The sequence below is a fragment of the Arthrobacter citreus genome, from assembly GCF_038405225.1.
GTDB lineage: Bacteria > Actinomycetota > Actinomycetes > Actinomycetales > Micrococcaceae > Arthrobacter_B > Arthrobacter_B citreus_A.
On record NZ_CP151657.1, the window covers coordinates 856,291 to 873,317 of the forward strand.

The window sequence follows — 17,027 nt, forward strand, 5'->3', positions numbered from 1 at the left end:
CGCGGCTGTGCTGCGAGTCACTGGCATAAACCGAGCTTACGGGGTCTGCGGATCAAGCACCATTTTGTGCGAAGGCTACAACTCGGGGTATGGGTTCAGCCCACCGACCCGAGTTTACGGAACCGTTCCGTGCGCTGTGTGAGCCGCTCGTTTGCCGGCACCAGCTGAAGCGATGCCAGCTCGTATTCCACTGCAGAGGCCATGCGGCGGCAGAAATCCGGGGCTTCATCTGCGGCGTCGGGCTCTTCGGGAACAATGTGGTCCACGATCCCGTGGGCAGCCAGCGCGGACACCGTTACACCCTGGGCTTCGGCCATTTCGGCGCCGTGGTGTGTGTCCCGATAGACAATGGCACTGGCGCCTTCGGGCGGCAGCGAGGACAGCCAGGCGTGCTGCGCTGCGATGGTGCGGTCCGCCGGCAGCAGCGCCAGCGCACCGCCGCCGGCGCCTTGACCGAGCAGTACGGAGACCGTGGGGCAGTCCAGTCCCACGAGGTCGTTCAGACTGCGGGCAATCTCACCTGCAAGGCCTCCTTCCTCGGCCTCCTGCGACAGGGCGGCGCCGGCGGTGTCGATCACCGTCAGCAGCGGAAGGTTCAGTTCTTCCGCCAGCCGCATGCCGCGGCGTGCTTCCCGGAGGGACGCCGGTCCGAGGGCCGGTTGTTCGGTCCCGCGCTGGCGGTCCTGGCCGAGCACGACGCACGGTGTCTGTCCGAACCGGGCCAGCGCCAGCAGCAGCCCGGGGTCCTTTTCGCCCTGTCCGGTTCCGTTCAGCGGAAGCACGTCGGCGGCGCCAAAGTGCAGGAGCTGCCGCACTCCGGGCCGTTTCAAGTTGCGGGAAATGGTGATGGAGTCCCACGCCGGGGCGGCGGCGGGTGTGCTGTCCAGTGAAGCGGGAGCCGGCACGGCTGCGGCCGGACCCGGCACCAGCATGGACAGTGCCCGGTGGACGGTTTCCGCGAGGTCCTCAGGCCGCAGGACGGCATCCACCAGGCCGCGGGCCTGCAGGTTTTCGGCGGTTTGCACCCCCTCAGGGAAGGGCTCGCCGTACAGGGCCTCGTAAACGCGCGGACCGAGGAATCCCAGCAGCGCGCCCGGCTCGGCCACGGTGATGTGGCCCAGTGAACCCCAGGATGCCATGACGCCGCCGGTGGTGGGATGGCGCAGATAGACGAGGTACGGCAGGCCTGCTTCCTTGTGGGCCCGGACCGCGGCGGTGATCTTGACCATGGACAGGAAGGCGAGGGTTCCTTCCTGCATCCGGGTTCCACCGGACGCGGGTCCAGCCAACAGAGGCAGGCCTTCGCGGGTGGCCCGCTCGACGGCATCGGTCAGGCGGTCCGCGGCTGCCACGCCAATGGACCCGCCCAGAAAGCCGAATTCACAGACGACCAGCGCCACCCGGCGTCCCCGGACCAGGCCTTCCCCGGTCAACACCGACTCGTCCTCGCCGGTCTTTTCCCTTGCGGCGGCAAGGTCAGCCTCATAGGCGTCGCTGTGGGCGGCGTAGGCCACAGGGGAGTCCCACGAACGGAACGAGCCGGGGTCCACCACCAGATCCAGCAGTCCGCGGGCATTCAAACGCTTTGGTTTTGTTTCGACACTCATGCCTGTGCTGCCCGTTCGTTCTCCGGCGCCTCGGTGCCTTCAAGCCAACTGCGGATATCGGTGCCGTGCTGGTTGAGCAGGGGCGGAGCAAGGTGAGTGCGGTTGGTTGTTTCAGTGCCTTCTGCGGCTGAGAAAAAGCGCAGCGGCGGGCCGGGCAGGGTGATCGTGCCCAGGACGGGATGTTCAACATCAACTACGAGCCCCTGGGAATGGACCTGCTCCCACTCGTACACTTCATCGAGCGTGCGCACCTTGCCCGCAGGAATGCCGGCGGCGCGCAGCTTCTCCAGGAGGGGCTCGGCGTCGTATTCGGCGAAGGCCTCCTCCACGGCCTCGATCAGCGCGGCGCGATTGCGGACCCGCTGGGCGTTTCCGGCGAACTCGGGCCGGGATGTGTCGATGCCGAAAGCCGCGGCAAAGGTCTCCCACAGCTTTTCACTGCCCACGCTGATCTGCACCTTGCCGCCCCGGCAGGAGAACAGGCCGTAGGGGGCAATGGACGGATGGTGGTTGCCCTGGGCTTCGGGCACCTCGCCCGCCACGGTGTGGCGGGTGCCCTGGAACGCATGGACGCCGACGACGGCGGCCAGCAGCGATGTGCGGACCACCTGGCCCTTGCCGGTGCGTTCGCGTTCAAGCAGCGCCGCCAGAAGGCCGAACGCGCCGTACATCCCCGACAGCAGGTCAGCGATGGGGACACCGACACGCTGGGGATCATCGGGACCGGAACCGGTCAGCGACATCAGGCCGGCCTCGCCCTGGACAATCTGGTCATAGCCGCTGCGGGTGGCCTCCGGACCGTCGTGTCCGAATCCGCTGATGGAGAGGATCACCAGCCGGGGGTTGAGCTCATGCAGCTGCTCCGGCGAGAAGCCCAGCCGGTCCAGCACGCCCGGGCGGAAATTCTCCACCAGGACGTCGGCGCGCCGGACGAGGTCGCGGAGCACGGCCACGCCGTCGTCGGACTTCAAATCCAGGCTGATGGATTCCTTGTTCCGGTTGCAGGACAGGAAATAGGTGGCCTGCTGGTCATCCTCGGGTCCCACGAAGGGCGGGCCCCAGCTGCGGGTGTCATCGCCGGTGCCGGGTGTCTCAACTTTGATGACGCGTGCGCCGAGGTCGGCGAGCATCATGCCGGCATGGGGACCGGCCAGGGCGCGGCTGAGGTCGACAACGAGGTAGCCGTCCAGTGGTCCGCGGGAAACGGGAGTGGTGCTCATGGTGAAGTCTTTCTGTTGGGGAAATGCTGCGGCGCGGGCTGGAGGTTTAGAGCCAGCCGGGAACCACCATCACCAGCCAGGCCACCAGCGGTCCGGCGACGACAATGATTCCGCTGTAGCCAAGAATCTGCTTGTAGAAGCGGTCCTTGTCCACGCCTTCGGGCGCATTGGCCAGGACCAGGGCGCCGTTGGTGGAGAAGGGGGACACATCAACAATCGTGGAAGAGACGGCCAGGGCGCAGATGAGGCCGACGGCTCCAATCTCGCCGGAGGCAAGGAACGGAACAGCCAGCGGAATCAGCGCGGCGAGGATGGCGGTGGAGGAAGCGAAGGCGGAGACGACAGCACCGATGTAGCAAATGAGCAGGGCAGCCAGCAGCGGCATGCCCAGGCCGACGACGGCGTCGGACACGTACTCAACGGTGCCCGCTTCCTGCAGGACTCCCACGAAGGTGAGCATGCCGCAGATGAGCAGGACGGTGGTCCAGCTGATCTTGTTGATGGCGCCCTTCTGGGCCTGCGGGGACACCAGGGCCAGGACCATGGCGATCGTGATGGAGACAAAGCCAACGTCAACCTTGAAGCCGAGGGCAATGACCGCCAAAGCAATCAGCCCCGCAATGGTGACGATCTGCGGGAACAGCTCGCTGCGGCTCTTGGTGGCTGCAACGCCGTCACCGGCGGGGTCGCGGGGGCCGTACATGCCGGAGCCGAAGCCCTTGAGGGCCACGTCGCCGCGGCCGGCGGTGCTGAGGTTCATGCGTGCCTGGGCCACCTCTTCGACAAAGGCACCCGCCTTGCCGCTGCGCAGCTTGCTGCCGCCCAGGACAAAGAACAGGATGAGGGCGATGAACGTGTTGAACAGCAGGCTGGCCATGAAGACGGCGAAGGGGCTGGATTCCAGGTCAGTGCCGCCGATGATGCCGTTGACGGTGACGCCGTACACGGCAATGGGGGAGAAGCCGCCGGCCTGTGCGCCGTGGATCACCATCATGCCCATCATCAGCGGGTTGATCTTGTGCTTGGCGGCGAATCCGAGGGCGATGGGTGCCACGATGGCGACGGCAGCGGGGGACAGCGCACCGACGGCGGTGATGATGGCCGTGATGGCGAACATGATCCAGGGGATCAGCGCCACCCGGTTGCCGACAAGGCGCACGGCTCCCCGGACCAGCAAATCGATGGTTCCGTTGTTCTGCGCTATGGCGAAGAGGTAGGTCACCCCCACAATCGTCAGGAACAGACCGCCGGGGAAGTTGGCGAGGATGTCTTCCGTGCTCATGCCGAGGAAAACGAAACCCAGAAGGAAAGCGCCAACAAAGGCAAGCGCCCCCATGTTCAGGGGCAACACCGTGGCCAGGAGGAACATGGCCACCAGTATCAGGATGGAGAGGATTGGAGCGGACATCAAAAGTTCCCTACGTCGAAGGTTCCGGCGCATACCAGTGTCGTCCGCCGGGGTGAAAGTGACAAACACCACACTTGCACTGGACTAGCCTCTTAGACTCTGGGTCTCTTTGTCAATTGCTGGCTATACTCATTTCGGACCGGCGGACGCCCGGTCACCGTAGAAAGAGGTTGCCATGCCCGGCTCAGACGGCAAGGGGTTTGTCCGGGTTTCACGGCCGCGGCTGTACGAGCGCCTGGTGGAGCAGCTGCTGGGTTTCATCGCCTCGGCCGGTCTCGGACCCGGTGACCTGCTGCCTGCCGAGCGGGATCTGGCAGAGCGGATGGGAGTGTCCCGTGCCACCCTGGCGCAGGCGCTGGTGGCCCTGGAAGTGCTCGGAGTCATTGACGTTCAGCATGGGACCGGCGCAGTACTGGTCTACCGTCCCAGTGTCGCGTCGGTGCTGCGGGAACTGCGCGAGCACCGCGACCGGATGCCGGAGATCGTGGAGGCCCGAAGCACCTTGGAAGTGAAGCTGGCAGCACTCGCCGCAGAGCGCAGGACCTCGGAGGATCTCGAAACAATCGATGCGTCATTGACCGTGATGGCCAACGAGATCACCGACGGCAGCCGGGGAACCGAGGGGGACGAACTCTTCCACCAGGCCGTGGCCGCTGCTGCCCACTCATCCATCCTGGCGTCGATGATGACGTTCATTTCCGAGCTGGTGCGCGAGACCCGTTTGGCATCCCTGGGCCAGCCCGGACGGCCCGAGCGGTCCCTGGAATCGCACCGTGCCATCGCTGACGCCATTCGTTCGTCCGATCCGCAGGCTGCTGCGGAGGCCATGCAGGCCCATATCGATCTGGTCTCCGAAACCGCGATGTAGTTCTTTGGAAGCTGGTTCCCGCAACGGTGCCGGCTTGCCGGCGGGGGTCTGCGATGCGCCTGGTAGCCCCTGGGTTGCCTGTTCCCCACCTGACGAATCCATCGGTAGTTCTCCGAAAAAGACGGGTATCCGACCGGCAATAATGGGGCGCTTTTGGGCCTGCTTTGGGCTTTTTTGACGCTGGAAATGTCAGTGCCGGGTGACACCCTGAAGACATGGATCAGAACGGATCTCCCACCGGCCCCGGCCCCGGCCCCGGCCCCGGCACCGGCCCCGGCACCGCACAGGCGGCAGCTGGCAGCTTCTCGGTTTTTGTTGCCGGGTTCGGTATGGCGATTTCGGGTGACACTTGCCAGCCCGGCACTGTTGGCCAGCGGGCCGGCAGTGATCTCCAGGAGCAGGGCGGGGTTTACCGGGACGGATTCTCCGGTTCACTGGCGTTGCAAAGTGTGGGGTCTCTGAACGAGGAACAAGCCGGGGACGTGCTGTCCCGTTTGAACCACCTGTCCCGGTGGGTGCAGGCACAGCAGGCCAGGGTCCTGTCCCGGATGCAGACCATCTACGAGGATGAAAGCCTGTTCCTCTCCGGCCTTCCTGACAGGGACATGGCCTTCAGCCTGGCGGCGGAGGAAGCCGCGAGGATTCTGGGGGTGCCTACCGGTACGGGAACCAAGTTGATGCTCGAAGCCCGATCCCTCAGCACAACCCACGCCTCCACCCTGGAACGGTTGGGAACCGGGCAGGTCAGTTACGGACACGTTCAGACCATGGTTGAGCAGTCCGTAGGTGTGCCGGCCACCGAGCTGGCAGCGTTCGAAACCGAATTGTTGGAGTCTGCCGCGGGCGATACCGCTGCACAGTTTCGGGTGAAGGCTCGGCGGCTGCGCGAGAACCTGTATCCGGAAACCATTGTGGAGCGTCAGTGCACTGCGTTTGAGGCCCGGCGGATTTGCCTGCAGCCCGAAACCGACGGCATGTCCTGGATTTCAGCGCTTCTGGCCGCCGAGACAGCACAAACAATCTATAACCAGCTCAGCAAGGCCGCCCGGGGTGAGCAAGCGGCTGGAGATCCGCGCCGGGTGGATCAGCTGCGTGCGGATATCCTCGCGGAACTTCTGGAGGGGCATCATCATCCTGGCACTGGCACTGGCACTGGCACTGGCACTGGCACTGGCACTGGCACTGGCACCGGCGCCTACTCCGACGCCGGAGCGGATGCTGGGACCGACACCGACACCGACTCTGACGCCGACGGCGACAGTCGTGGCGTGCGCCGGGCCAAGACCAGCAAACAGTTCGATGATTGCCACGGATCAAAAGCCCGGACCGAAATCTTGGTGCTGATTAACGCCGAAACGTTGTTCGGAGCCGACGATCGCGCAGCTGAACTGCTGGGGTACGGTCCAATCAGTCCTGAAAGGGCCCGGCGGATGGCACGCGAAGCCGTGAAGTGGACACCTGTGGAGAGGGATCCCAACACCGCGGAGATCCTGCGGGTGGGCAATCGGCGAAAAGTTGCTGAGGGTCTCAAACGGTTCCTCCGGGCCAGAGACGGGACCTGCCGGTTCCCCGGTTGCGGGACCAACGCGCTGATCTCTGAGATAGACCATACAAAACCGTGGGCCCAGGGCGGAGCCACGCATCACGACAACTTGGAACACCTGTGCCGGCGGCACCACATGTTCAAAACCAGGGGTTTCTGGAAAGCCTGCCAGCCCAGTCCTGGAGTCATCGAGTGGACGTCGCCGGGAGGACGGAAGTACCGCACCGAGCCGCAGCTCAGCCTGGCCCGGGACAAGGACGGTTCTTCACCTGTGGAGGAGGCCGCAGATACTCCCGGTTGCCGCAACAGCCAAAGGGCGGATGCGATGGGAGGAACAGACCCACGGCTTCCAGGTTTATTGGACCGCGGTGACCCGGACGGTTATGGCTCCGATCCTCCGCCCTTCTAACAAGGCGTGCGATCTTTGTGAAGGCCTTCTTGCGACAGCTTCTTTCCGGGCGCCTGCCCTGTCCCTCAACTTTGCCGGCCGCTCGGCAACAGGAGCTCCGGTGGCAGAAAAGAAACGCGGGTGGCAGAACAAAGAAGAGAACCGCCGCAGGTTGCGACGGTTCTCTTCTTTACTCCTGTATCCAGGAGACCCTGTATCCAGAAGATGCCCTATTCAGGAAACCCTTGGCGCAGGAGCTGCCTGAACGCTTAGGCGTCGCCGCCGGCGTTGCCGGAGGTTCCCGCATTCACGTTGAGCAGGTCGTACTTCTTGATCGCTTCAGTCGGCGCACTGGCGTCAACCTCGCCGCGGCGGGCGAGCATTTCCAGGGTCCGGACAACCATGGAGTGCGAATCGATCTTGAAGTACCGGCGTGCGGCGGCCCGGGTGTCAGCGAACCCGAAGTCGTCAGCACCGAGAGTGGCGAATTCGTTGGGAACGAACTGCCGGATCTGGTCCGGTACGGCCTTCATATAGTCCGTGCTGGCGACGATCGGTCCGGTGGCGCCTGCGAGCTGCTTGGTGACAAACGGCACGCGGGGTTCGGCGTCGGGGTGCAGGAACGCGTCCTCCTCGGCAGCCAGGCCATCGCGGCGAAGCTCGTTCCAGGAAGTTACTGACCAGACATCGGCGGAAACGCCCCAGTCCTCGGCCAGGATCTTCTGGGCTTCCAGAGCCCACGGCACGGCAACGCCGGAGGCCAGCAGCTGGGCGCGGGGGCCGTCGATCTTGGCCGGCGCCAGCAGGTAGATGCCCTTGATGATGCCTTCGACGTCCAGCTCCTCAGGAGCCTTCGGCTGCAGGATCGGCTCGTTGTAAACCATGATGTTGTAGATGACGTTCGGATCCTTCGAATCCGGGCCGTACATCTCCTCAAGGCCGTGCCGGACAATGTGCCCGATCTCGTACCCGTAGGCCGGGTCGTAGGTCTTCACAGCCGGGTTTGTCGAGGCCAGGATCGGTGAATGGCCGTCAGCGTGCTGCAGGCCCTCACCGGTCAGGGTGGTGCGTCCTGCGGTTGCCGAAATCAGGAAGCCGCGGGCCATCTGGTCGCTGGCTGCCCAGATGTAGTCACCGGTGCGCTGGAACCCGAACATCGAGTAGAAGACGTACACCGGAATCAGCGGTTCACCATGGGTGGCGTAGGCAGTGCCGGCCGCGGTGAACGCAGCGATGGAACCGCCTTCGTTGATGCCCACGTGCACAATCTGGCCCTGCGGGGACTCCTTGTAGGCCAGGACGAGGTCCCGGTCCACGGAGAGGTAATTCTGTCCCTTGGGGTTGTAGATCTTTGCCGTCGGGAAGAAAGAGTCCATGCCGAAGGTGCGTGCTTCATCGGGGATGATCGGCACAATCCGCTTGCCGAATTCCTTGTCCCGCATGAGGTCCTTGAGCAAACGCACGAAGGCCATGGTGGTGGCGGCCATCTGCTTGCCGGAACCGCGGTTGGCAACCTCGTACGCCTTTTCATCCGGCAGCTTCACCGGTGCGTGCTTGACCCGGCGCTCGGGAACGTTGCCGCCGAGTTCGCGCCTGCGCTCAAGCATGTACTTGATCTCCGGAGCGTCGGGGCCCGGGTTGTAGTACGGGGGCTGGTACGGATCGGCTTCGAGCTGCTCGTCGCTGATCGGGATCCGCAGGTGGTCGCGGAAGGCCTTCAGATCATCCAGGGTCAGCTTCTTCATCTGGTGGGTCGCGTTGCGTCCCTCGAAGTGCGTGCCCAGGCCGTAGCCCTTGACCGTGTGGGCCAGGATGACGGTCGGCTTGCCCTTGAACTCCATGGCGGCCTTGTACGCAGCGTAGACCTTGCGGTAGTCATGCCCGCCGCGCTTGAGCTGCCAGATTTCCTCATCGGTGAGGCTCGCGACCAGTTCCTTGGTCTCGGGGCTCTTGCCGAAGAAGTGCTCGCGGACAAAGCCGCCGTTCTCGGCCTTGTAGGTCTGGTAGTCGCCGTCGGGGGTGGAATTCATGATGTCCACCAGCGCGCCGTTCTTGTCCTTCTCCAGCAGCGAGTCCCACTCGCGGCCCCAAAGAACCTTAATGACGTTCCAGCCGGCGCCCCGGAAGAAGGCTTCCAGTTCCTGCATGATCTTGCCGTTGCCGCGCACCGGACCGTCGAGGCGCTGCAGGTTGCAGTTCACCACGAACGTCAGGTTGTCCAGCTTGTCGTTGGCTGCAAGCTGGAGCAGGCCGCGCGATTCAGGCTCATCCATTTCGCCGTCGCCCAGGAAGGCCCAGACGTGCTGGTCGGACGTGTCCTTGAGACCGCGGTTCTGCAGGTACCGGTTGGACTGCGCCTGGTAGATCGCGTTCATGGGGCCAATACCCATGGACACGGTGGGGAACTCCCAGAAGTCCGGCATCGAGCGCGGGTGCGGGTACGAGGAAAGAGCGTGTCCCTCGCGGGACTTCTCCTGCCGGAACCCGTCCATGTCTTCTTCGGACAGCCGGCCTTCAAGGAAGGCACGCGCGTACATGCCGGGGGAGGCGTGACCCTGGAAGTAAATCTGGTCTCCGCCGCCCGGATGGTCCTTGCCCCGGAAGAAGTGATTCATGCCCACTTCATAAAGGGTTGCTGCACCGGCATAGGTGGAGATGTGTCCGCCGACGCCGATTCCGGGACGCTGGGCGCGGTGCACCATGATGGCGGCATTCCAGCGCAGCCATGCGCGGTAGCGCCGCTCGACTTCCTCGTCGCCCGGGAATTCCGGTTCCTGATCCACGGGAATGGTGTTCACATAGTCAGTGGTGGTGACCATGGGAACGCCAACCGACTGCGCACCGGCGCGCTGGAGCAGGGAACGCATGATGTACTGGGCCCTTTCGGTGCCCTGGGAACGGATCAGTTCATCGAGTGACTGCATCCATTCCGCGGTCTCCTCGGGGTCACGGTCCGGGAGCTGGTTGGTTAACCCGCTCAGGATGTCCGTTGTGTCTTCTGCGGCCACGGCAAACCTCTCTCATGTACAGATTGTGTCTGCACGAATACGTCTGTGGGGATCCGGTCTCTTTACCGGGCGATCACTCTCGGCTGCGCGGATGCTGGTGCCTCCGGAGCCTCTTCGCTCCACTCTAGTCCCGGCGGACGGGTGTTGCGTAGCCCGTTCGCTAACGGCGGTTGGGCTTCGGTTCGACATTACCCGTCCGCGCACGGGACGCGTACCCGCGCATGCGATACCTTGCCGCCGGAACCTTGTAGGTTCCGGACAAAAGGTGTTGGCTTGTGTCCTAGACACCACATCTCGCCCAAATATGTGATTCCCTTGTATTTATGCAGTCAACCAGGAGGAGTGAAGTGAGCGAGGCCGAAGCCGTCACGGATAAGAACGTGGCGGGAAGATTGGGTTTCAAAGACCAAGACCTGATTCAGGAATTCGGTTACGACGAGGACGTCGATTTCGACCTCCGAGACGGCCTCGAGGACTTGGTGGGGAGCGAGCTCCTGACGGAGGAGGACCACGAAGTCGTAGACGGAGTCATCCTCTGGTGGCGTTCCGACGACGGGGATCTGGTGGACGCCCTGGTGGATTCCATCACCACCCTCGACGACGGCGGCGTTGTCTGGGTCCTGACTCCCAAATCGGGACGGGACGGGTACGTTCCGCCTGCCGATATTGAAGAGGCAGCACCCACAGCGGGCCTGCACGTTACTACATCACCAGCAGTCAGCAGCGACTGGGCCGCAACCCGCCTCGTCGCCCGCCGCAAGAAGTAGCACCGGTTTGCCTCAAAGTCCGGAACCGGTTGCTGTTCGGCAGCGCCCGGCTCCGGACTTTGTGCTTTCCAACCAATTTGGCGAACCCTTGGCCTTGGCGGCCTTGCGGGGAACGCCCGTCGTCCTGGTCTTTTATCCATTCGCCTTCTCCGGTGTATGCACCGGAGAGCTGGATGAACTGCAGGGCGCCCAGACAGAGATCAACCGTGCGGGAGCCAGAATGCTGGCGGTTTCCTGCGACTCCAAGTACGCACTGCGGGCCTATGCGCAGCAGCGCGGATACACCTTTGACCTGCTGGCCGACTTTTGGCCGCACGGACAGGTGTCCGAAGCCTACGGTGCTTTCGACGCGGAGCTCGGCCGCCCGGTGCGGGCCTCGTTTATCATCGATGGTGGGGGACTGATCCGCAGCGAGATCCGGTCGGATCCTGGATCGCCCCGTCCTTTGCAGGCCTATCTGGATGCACTCAAGGAGATACCCCCGGCATGACCCACGCACCACAGCCATACGCAGGTTCGGGATCCGGATCGCCGGCCCCCGGACCTGCTTCATCCGGTTCCTCTCCCTCCGAGGCCCGCCCGGGCCTGGGACTTACCGGATTTGTCCGGTCGGAGCCGGCAACACCGGCCGCACCGGCACCCACACCCGAGGAGGAGCGCGGCCTGCGCCGCGCCGTCGAGCTGCTGAGCGGCCGACGGATCGCTGTCCTCACCGGCGCCGGTTTAAGCACGGACTCCGGAATTCCGGATTACCGGGGGCCGGAGGCGCCGCCGCGCAAGCCCATGACGTACCAGGAATTCGTGGGCGACGACGATCTCCGCCGGCGCTACTGGGCGCGGAACCACGTGGGCTGGCACCATCTGCGGCATGCCGCACCCAACGCCGGACACGCCGCCGTCGCCCGCTTGGAACGCCGGGGCCTGACCACCGGGCTGATCACCCAAAACGTTGACCGGCTGCACACCGATGCCGGCAGCGCCCTGTGCGTTGACCTGCACGGGCGCTTCGACCGGGTGCTGTGCCTGGATTGCGGCACCCGCTATTCGCGCCAAACGGTGTCCCGGCTGCTCGAAGAGCTGAATCCCGGATTCCTGGAGCGCACCCGGCTGGACGGGGACATCGCCCCCGACGCCGATGCCGACGTCGAGGACACCGCGGACTTTGTGGTGGCTGACTGTCCTGTCTGCGGCGGCATGCTCAAGCCCGACTTCGTGTACTTCGGCGAGAACGTGCCCCGGGACCGGGTGGCGGCCGCCTTCGCCATGCTGAACGCAGCCGATGCGCTCGTGGTTGCGGGTTCTTCGCTGACGGTCATGAGCGGGCTGCGCTTTGTTAAGCATGCGCATAAAACCGGTAAGCCGGTGGTGATCATTAACCGGGGGAGCACCCGCGGCGACGATCTCGCGGACGTGAAAATCGAAGCGGGCGTGGCCACGGCGCTGGAATATCTGGCTTCCGAACTGCCCGACCTCACCCGCCGATTCCCCGATGGGCAGGGGCAACAGGGCTCTGATTAGGTAATTTCCCAAAGCGTCGGGTAAAGTAATTCCTCGTGATGCGGCGCTGATCAAGGAGAACTTGAAAGGCATAACGGTCACAAAGGGTCTTTAGCTCAGCTGGTAGAGCGCCACGTTTACACCGTGGATGTCATCGGTTCGATCCCGGTAGGACCCACCGCAGAAGTAAGCGGTAAACAAGAAAACCCCGCCATCCGGTTCCGGACGGCGGGGTTTTCTGCTGTCTGCACCCGGCTAGCGGACGGCCAGGGCCTCCTGCGGAAGCTCCGACCCGGACACCGGCCCCGGTGCAAGGTAGGCCTCCAGGGTGTCATCCATCGCCCTAATCCACGGTGTGTGGTGCGGCTGTGACATGGTGCCGGTCATGACCGACCGGTGCACCCTGTCGCGGTAGCCCATGATGTCCTGCTTCTTCTCCCTCATCCAGGCCTTGAACAGCTCGGAGACGGCGTCCAGATCGAAGGTGGGGTAGTCCGTCCGGTCCATGAGGTCCCGCACATAGGCGCTTTGGAAATCGGCCTCGTCATCGTGCGTTTCCAGGGCATCCTGCGCCGAATGCCAGGCGGCTATGTCCGCGGCGCGTGCCTCGGCGGAAGGTATCCCGATCCGGCCCATCATCAGGTCGCGGGCGTACCAGGCCTGCACATCGAACATATTGAACGTGTAGTACTGGTCCTGCATGCCCAGGTAGATCAGGTTGGGGTTCTCCTGCCACAGGATGCCCTTGTACAGGTTCCCGGGGTAGAGGACGTTGCGCGAGACCAGGGACAGATCAGAGGGCAGGAAGGGGTACGTGTGGCGGTACCCGGTGCACAGTACGACGGCGTCGAAGTCTTGCGTTGTGCCGTCCAGGAAAGAAGCAGTGCTGCCGTTGAAGCCGGTCACCAGCGGGCGCTCCTCAATGCCTTCGGGCCAGTCGTAGCCAAGTTCATGGCTGCGGTAGCTGATGGTGACTGAGCTGGCACCCATCTTGTAGGCCTGCGAGCCAATGTCCTCCGCGGAATAGCTGCTGCCGATCATCAGGACATTGCGCCCGGCGAAGCGTTCGGCCCCGCGGAAGTCGTGGGCGTGCAGGACCTCGCCCGGGAACGTATTGATCCCTGCAAACTCCGGTACAACGGGGCTCGAAAAGTGCCCGGTGGCCACCACCAGTTTGTCGAAGACGTGCGTCTCAGTGAGGCCCGTTACAAGGTTTTCCACCTGAACGGTGAACTCATCGGCGGCCTCGTCCCAGGTGACCCACCGGGCCGCAGTGTTGAAGCGGACGTACCTGCGCACATCGCTCTTTTCCACCCGGCCCTTGATGTAGTCGAAGAGGACTTCGCGCGGAGGGTAGGAGGAAATAGGGCGGCCGAAGTGTTCGTCAAAGGTGTAGTCGGCAAACTCCAGGCACTCCTTGGGTCCGTTGGACCAGAGATGCCGGTACATGCTGGAGTGCACTGGTTCGCCGGCCCCGTCCAGCCCGGTCCGCCAGGTGTAATTCCACTGCCCGCCCCAGTCCGCCTGTTTCTCGAAGCAGATGATGTCCGGAATTTCCGCTCCGAGCTTGCGTGCCGACTCGAAGGCCCGCAGCTGAGCCATGCCGCTGGGACCGGCTCCGATGATTCCTACCCGTTGTGTCATGTGTCTCCTTGGTTCGGGGCCCCGGTGCCGCGGTGAGGCGTTCCCGGTCCGGAGGGGGAGCAGCGGTGCGCAAAAGTGCAAACATCAGCAGCGCCCGTGTTGAGGCTGCTGTTCAGCGAAGCGGAAGTGCAGCGCCCGGATCAGATCCGTCAGGAGAAAGGGGCGGCAAGTCGTTCAGGCAGAACCGGCAAAAGCGGTGTTCCGGCACAGTTTGCGTACGGCCAGCCCGGGGCCCGTAGCGCCGGCCGGCCGCACTGCAACCGAATCAGTTCTGCCGGGGCAAGTCAAAAGTGGCGGAACCAAAGGGCCGCGAAGCGGTGTTGGGCCGGTTGAGCGGGTAGAGTTCTCCGGGCCCTGAAGGTGAAGTTAGCCACCGGGAGCTTGCGGAGGCCTTGGATTTGCGCCGGAAACCGGTGGGTCACACAGATGACGGACAGGCTCCGCTGCTATTCCTGAATAACGGTACGAAACCAGACAGGAACAGGGGGCGCATGCTTTTGCAGACGGAATCGTCACGTACTTTTTTTCGGCGGCGTCCGGTCCTCCGGCGAACGCTCGCAGCGGCTGCTGCCCTGTTGATCCCGCTGACCGCCGGTTGCGCCGGGGTAACGGCAACAGAACAGGTCAAGGCTGCGGCAGAGTCCACCACGAAGGCAGCGCCGTCCGATGCACTGCCGGAGCAGGAAGCACGCCAGCTCGACGACGCCTTAACGGATTACGCCGCTGAGACCGGCTCCCAGTTTTCCGCGGCAATTTATGAGAAGTCGACCGGACGGTCCTGGTATTACAACGACGGCGGAACGTATCTGGAAGCCAGCCTGGTGAAGGTCCCGATCCTGCTGACGCTGCTGCGGCAGGCGACAGAAGAGGAACGGCAGCTGACGCTGGAAGAGGAATACCTTTCCGTCATGATGATCGAGTACAGCGACAATGACGCGACGACTGAGCTGTACCAGTCCGTTGGCGGGGCACCTGAGTTGTCCCGGACGTATGAGCTGCTGGGGGTAACGGAAACCAGCGCCACGGAAATCTGGGGAGCCAACGACACCCGGGCCGGGGATCAGCTGAAGATCGCCCGTGCGCTCCTAGAAGGGGTGGACTGGATCAGCGGCGGCCTGCAGGATTACGCCGTCGAGCTGATGGAAAACGTGGAGGACAGCCAGCGGTGGGGGATCAGCGCCGGGCTGGAGGAGAGCGGCGCCAAGATCGCGCTGAAAAACGGTTGGCTTCAGGACGATGACCTGGCGTGGAACGTGGGAAGCGTCGGCTTTGTGCGCGCCGGCGGCTCTGAATACGCGGTGGTGGTCCTGACAGCCGGAAGCGGATCAATGGAGGACGGCATATCGGCGGTGGAGGAAGTGGCCGGGGTCATTAACGCTTTCGAAACGACCGGAGGCACCAGTACCGGGATCCCGGGCAGGGACACCGGCGACACGCACGGCTCCGTGTGGCGGGCCGGTGGCCCGGAAGCATAGGCTGGAGGGTGAAGACGGCGGGTGAGCGCCGATCGCCACGCCCCTGGCTGGGGCCCCGAAGAATTCTGGAGAAAACTTGAGCGCACAAATTGGCGTCACCGGTCTGGCAGTAATGGGAGCAAACCTGGCCCGTAACCTGGCCCGGAACGGCTATACCGTGGCCCTTCACAACCGGTCCATCGAGAAGACTGACGCACTGCTGGAAGCACACGGCGACGAGGGCGACTTCATCCGCACCGAATCCCTGCAGGAACTGGTTGATTCGCTGGAAAAGCCGCGCCGGGTCCTGATCATGGTCAAGGCCGGAGCACCCGTTGACTCCGTCATCGAAAAGCTGGTGCCGCTGCTGGAAGCAGGCGACATCGTCATCGATGCCGGCAACTCCCATTACGAGGACACCCGCCGCCGTGAGGCTGCGCTGGCCGAAAAGGACCTGCACTTTGTGGGCGTCGGCGTGTCCGGCGGCGAGGAAGGTGCCCTGCTGGGCCCGTCCATCATGCCCGGCGGCTCCAAGGAATCCTACGATTCCCTGGGCCCGATGCTGGAAAAGATCGCGGCGAAGTACGACGGCGACCCGTGCTGCACCTGGATCGGCACCGACGGTGCCGGCCACTTCGTCAAGATGGTGCACAACGGCATCGAATACGCCGACATGCAGGTCATCGGGGAAGCCTATGATCTGCTGCGTTCGGCCGCAGGCATCGAACCGGCCGAACAGGCCAAGATCTTCACCGAATGGAACACCGGCCAGCTCAGCTCGTTCCTGATTGAAATCACCGCCGAGGTCCTGGCTCACACCGATGCCAAGACCAGCAAGCCGTTTGTCGACGTCGTCGTGGACTCCGCCGGTCAGAAGGGCACCGGCCGCTGGACCGTCGTTTCCGGCCTGGACCTGGGCTCGCCCGTGTCCGCCATCGCCGAGTCGGTCTTTGCCCGGGCCCTGTCCTCCCAGCGCGACCAGCGCGAAGAGGCTCAGGAAATCCTGGCCGGCGGCGAGTCCACCGTGGAACTGCCGGACACCTTCGTGGAAGACGTCCGGCAGGCGCTGTACGCCTCCAAGCTCGTCAGCTACGCGCAGGGCATCGACATGCTCACCGGTGCCGCCAAGACCTACGGCTGGGACCTGAAGCTGGATGAGATCGCATCGCTGTGGCGTGCCGGCTGCATCATCCGCGCCGAGCTGCTGGACGACATCATGAAGGCGTACGCCGGCGATGCCGCTCCGGCGAACCTGCTGCTCGCCCCGGCCTTCGCCGAGTCCATAGCAGCCGCTCTGCCGGCCTGGCGCCGCGTGGTGTCCGTCGCGGTCCAGCTGGGCATTCCCGTGCCCGTGTTCTCTTCTTCCCTGGCCTACTACGACGGACTGCGCCGCAAGCGCCTGCCCGCCGCACTGACCCAGGGCCTGCGGGACCTCTTCGGCGCACACACGTACCACCGCGTTGACGACGAAGGCACGTTCCACACACTGTGGGGCGCGGACCGTTCCGAGATTGCGGCAGTGGACACCCACTAAAGAAGCAGCCGCTCCCAGCCGGGAGCATCAAAAAGGCCGCCGTCACCCTGAGGGTGGCGGCGGCCTTTTCCTGCCCCGAGGCAGGTCAA

At 64.2% G+C, this 17,027-nt stretch carries 12 protein-coding genes and 1 tRNA gene; 8 read left to right on the forward strand and 5 right to left on the reverse strand.

The window, feature by feature from the left end; all coding sequences use genetic code 11:
* Positions 1-95: 95 nt before the first annotated feature.
* The 3 genes from AAE021_RS03965 to AAE021_RS03975 are packed head-to-tail and all read right to left on the reverse strand — an operon-like array spanning position 96 to position 4,235.
* Entirely contained in the window at positions 96-1,607 is a 1,512-nt protein-coding gene (locus AAE021_RS03965; RefSeq protein ID WP_342024348.1) for a carboxyl transferase domain-containing protein, read from the reverse strand.
* Positions 1,604-2,827, reverse strand: coding sequence for a CoA transferase (locus tag AAE021_RS03970; RefSeq protein WP_342024349.1), 1,224 nt, complete (start codon positions 2,825-2,827; stop codon positions 1,604-1,606). Before AAE021_RS03970 ends, AAE021_RS03965 begins: the two co-directional genes overlap by 4 nt.
* Positions 2,828-2,873: 46 nt before the next feature.
* Positions 2,874-4,235 (reverse strand): SLC13 family permease, encoded by a 1,362-nt coding sequence (locus AAE021_RS03975; RefSeq protein WP_342024350.1) that lies wholly within the window; start codon positions 4,233-4,235, stop codon positions 2,874-2,876.
* A gap of 175 nt (positions 4,236-4,410) precedes the next feature.
* Between AAE021_RS03975 and AAE021_RS03980 the strand changes: the two genes are divergently transcribed.
* Together AAE021_RS03980 and AAE021_RS03985 are read left to right on the forward strand one after the other, a co-directional pair.
* The gene (locus AAE021_RS03980; RefSeq protein WP_342024351.1) at positions 4,411-5,103 is read left to right on the forward strand and encodes a FadR/GntR family transcriptional regulator; all 693 of its coding nucleotides are present in this window, start codon (positions 4,411-4,413) and stop codon (positions 5,101-5,103) included.
* A 215-nt stretch (positions 5,104-5,318) separates the two neighbouring features.
* Complete coding sequence (locus tag AAE021_RS03985; RefSeq protein ID WP_342024352.1) at positions 5,319-7,055, forward strand: HNH endonuclease signature motif containing protein; 1,737 nt, start codon at positions 5,319-5,321, stop codon at positions 7,053-7,055.
* A 248-nt stretch (positions 7,056-7,303) separates the two neighbouring features.
* Here AAE021_RS03985 and aceE read toward each other — a convergent pair whose 3' ends face one another.
* Entirely contained in the window at positions 7,304-9,958 is a 2,655-nt protein-coding gene (aceE, locus tag AAE021_RS03990) for a pyruvate dehydrogenase (acetyl-transferring), homodimeric type (protein WP_342025301.1), read from the reverse strand.
* 431 nt (positions 9,959-10,389) lie between these two features.
* Between aceE and AAE021_RS03995 the strand changes: the two genes are divergently transcribed.
* The 4 genes from AAE021_RS03995 (at position 10,390) to AAE021_RS04010 (ending at position 12,484) form a co-directional block, all read left to right on the forward strand.
* On the forward strand, positions 10,390-10,809 hold the full coding sequence (locus tag AAE021_RS03995; protein ID WP_342024353.1) for a DUF3052 domain-containing protein: 420 nt from the start codon (positions 10,390-10,392) through the stop codon (positions 10,807-10,809).
* A gap of 94 nt (positions 10,810-10,903) precedes the next feature.
* Positions 10,904-11,299: a redoxin domain-containing protein gene (locus AAE021_RS04000; protein WP_342024354.1), complete on the forward strand. Its 396-nt coding sequence runs from the start codon at positions 10,904-10,906 to the stop codon at positions 11,297-11,299.
* The gene (locus AAE021_RS04005) at positions 11,296-12,327 is read left to right on the forward strand and encodes an NAD-dependent protein deacetylase (protein WP_342024355.1); all 1,032 of its coding nucleotides are present in this window, start codon (positions 11,296-11,298) and stop codon (positions 12,325-12,327) included. Before AAE021_RS04000 ends, AAE021_RS04005 begins: the two co-directional genes overlap by 4 nt.
* An 84-nt stretch (positions 12,328-12,411) precedes the next feature.
* A tRNA-Val gene (locus AAE021_RS04010) sits at positions 12,412-12,484 on the forward strand.
* A gap of 77 nt (positions 12,485-12,561) precedes the next feature.
* On the opposite strand, the gene AAE021_RS04015 is transcribed toward AAE021_RS04010, so the two are convergent.
* Positions 12,562-13,950: an NAD(P)/FAD-dependent oxidoreductase gene (locus AAE021_RS04015; protein WP_342024356.1), complete on the reverse strand. Its 1,389-nt coding sequence runs from the start codon at positions 13,948-13,950 to the stop codon at positions 12,562-12,564.
* 491 nt (positions 13,951-14,441) lie between these two features.
* Here AAE021_RS04015 and AAE021_RS04020 point away from each other — a divergent pair, with 491 nt between their 5' ends.
* Complete coding sequence (locus AAE021_RS04020; RefSeq protein ID WP_342024357.1) at positions 14,442-15,425, forward strand: serine hydrolase; 984 nt, start codon at positions 14,442-14,444, stop codon at positions 15,423-15,425.
* 76 nt (positions 15,426-15,501) lie between these two features.
* Positions 15,502-16,938 carry an NADP-dependent phosphogluconate dehydrogenase gene (gene gndA, locus AAE021_RS04025; protein WP_342024358.1) on the forward strand — a complete coding sequence of 479 codons (1,437 nt, stop codon included), beginning with the start codon at positions 15,502-15,504 and terminating at the stop codon, positions 16,936-16,938.
* The last annotated feature ends 89 nt before the right edge of the window (positions 16,939-17,027 follow it).

What these genes read in the sequence shown, in the direction of transcription:
- AAE021_RS03965 (WP_342024348.1), bottom strand. Translation starts at nt 1,607, where the DNA reads ATGAGTGTCGAAACAAAACCAAAGCGTTTGAATGCCCGCGGACTGCTG.
- AAE021_RS03970 (WP_342024349.1), bottom strand. Translation starts at nt 2,827, where the DNA reads ATGAGCACCACTCCCGTTTCCCGCGGACCACTGGACGGCTACCTCGTT.
- AAE021_RS03975 (WP_342024350.1), bottom strand. Translation starts at nt 4,235, where the DNA reads ATGTCCGCTCCAATCCTCTCCATCCTGATACTGGTGGCCATGTTCCTC.
- AAE021_RS03980 (WP_342024351.1), top strand. Translation starts at nt 4,411, where the DNA reads ATGCCCGGCTCAGACGGCAAGGGGTTTGTCCGGGTTTCACGGCCGCGG.
- AAE021_RS03985 (WP_342024352.1), top strand. Translation starts at nt 5,319, where the DNA reads ATGGATCAGAACGGATCTCCCACCGGCCCCGGCCCCGGCCCCGGCCCC.
- aceE (WP_342025301.1), bottom strand. Translation starts at nt 9,958, where the DNA reads ATGCAGTCACTCGATGAACTGATCCGTTCCCAGGGCACCGAAAGGGCC.
- AAE021_RS04005 (WP_342024355.1), top strand. Translation starts at nt 11,296, where the DNA reads ATGACCCACGCACCACAGCCATACGCAGGTTCGGGATCCGGATCGCCG.
- AAE021_RS04015 (WP_342024356.1), bottom strand. Translation starts at nt 13,950, where the DNA reads ATGACACAACGGGTAGGAATCATCGGAGCCGGTCCCAGCGGCATGGCT.
- AAE021_RS04020 (WP_342024357.1), top strand. Translation starts at nt 14,442, where the DNA reads ATGCTTTTGCAGACGGAATCGTCACGTACTTTTTTTCGGCGGCGTCCG.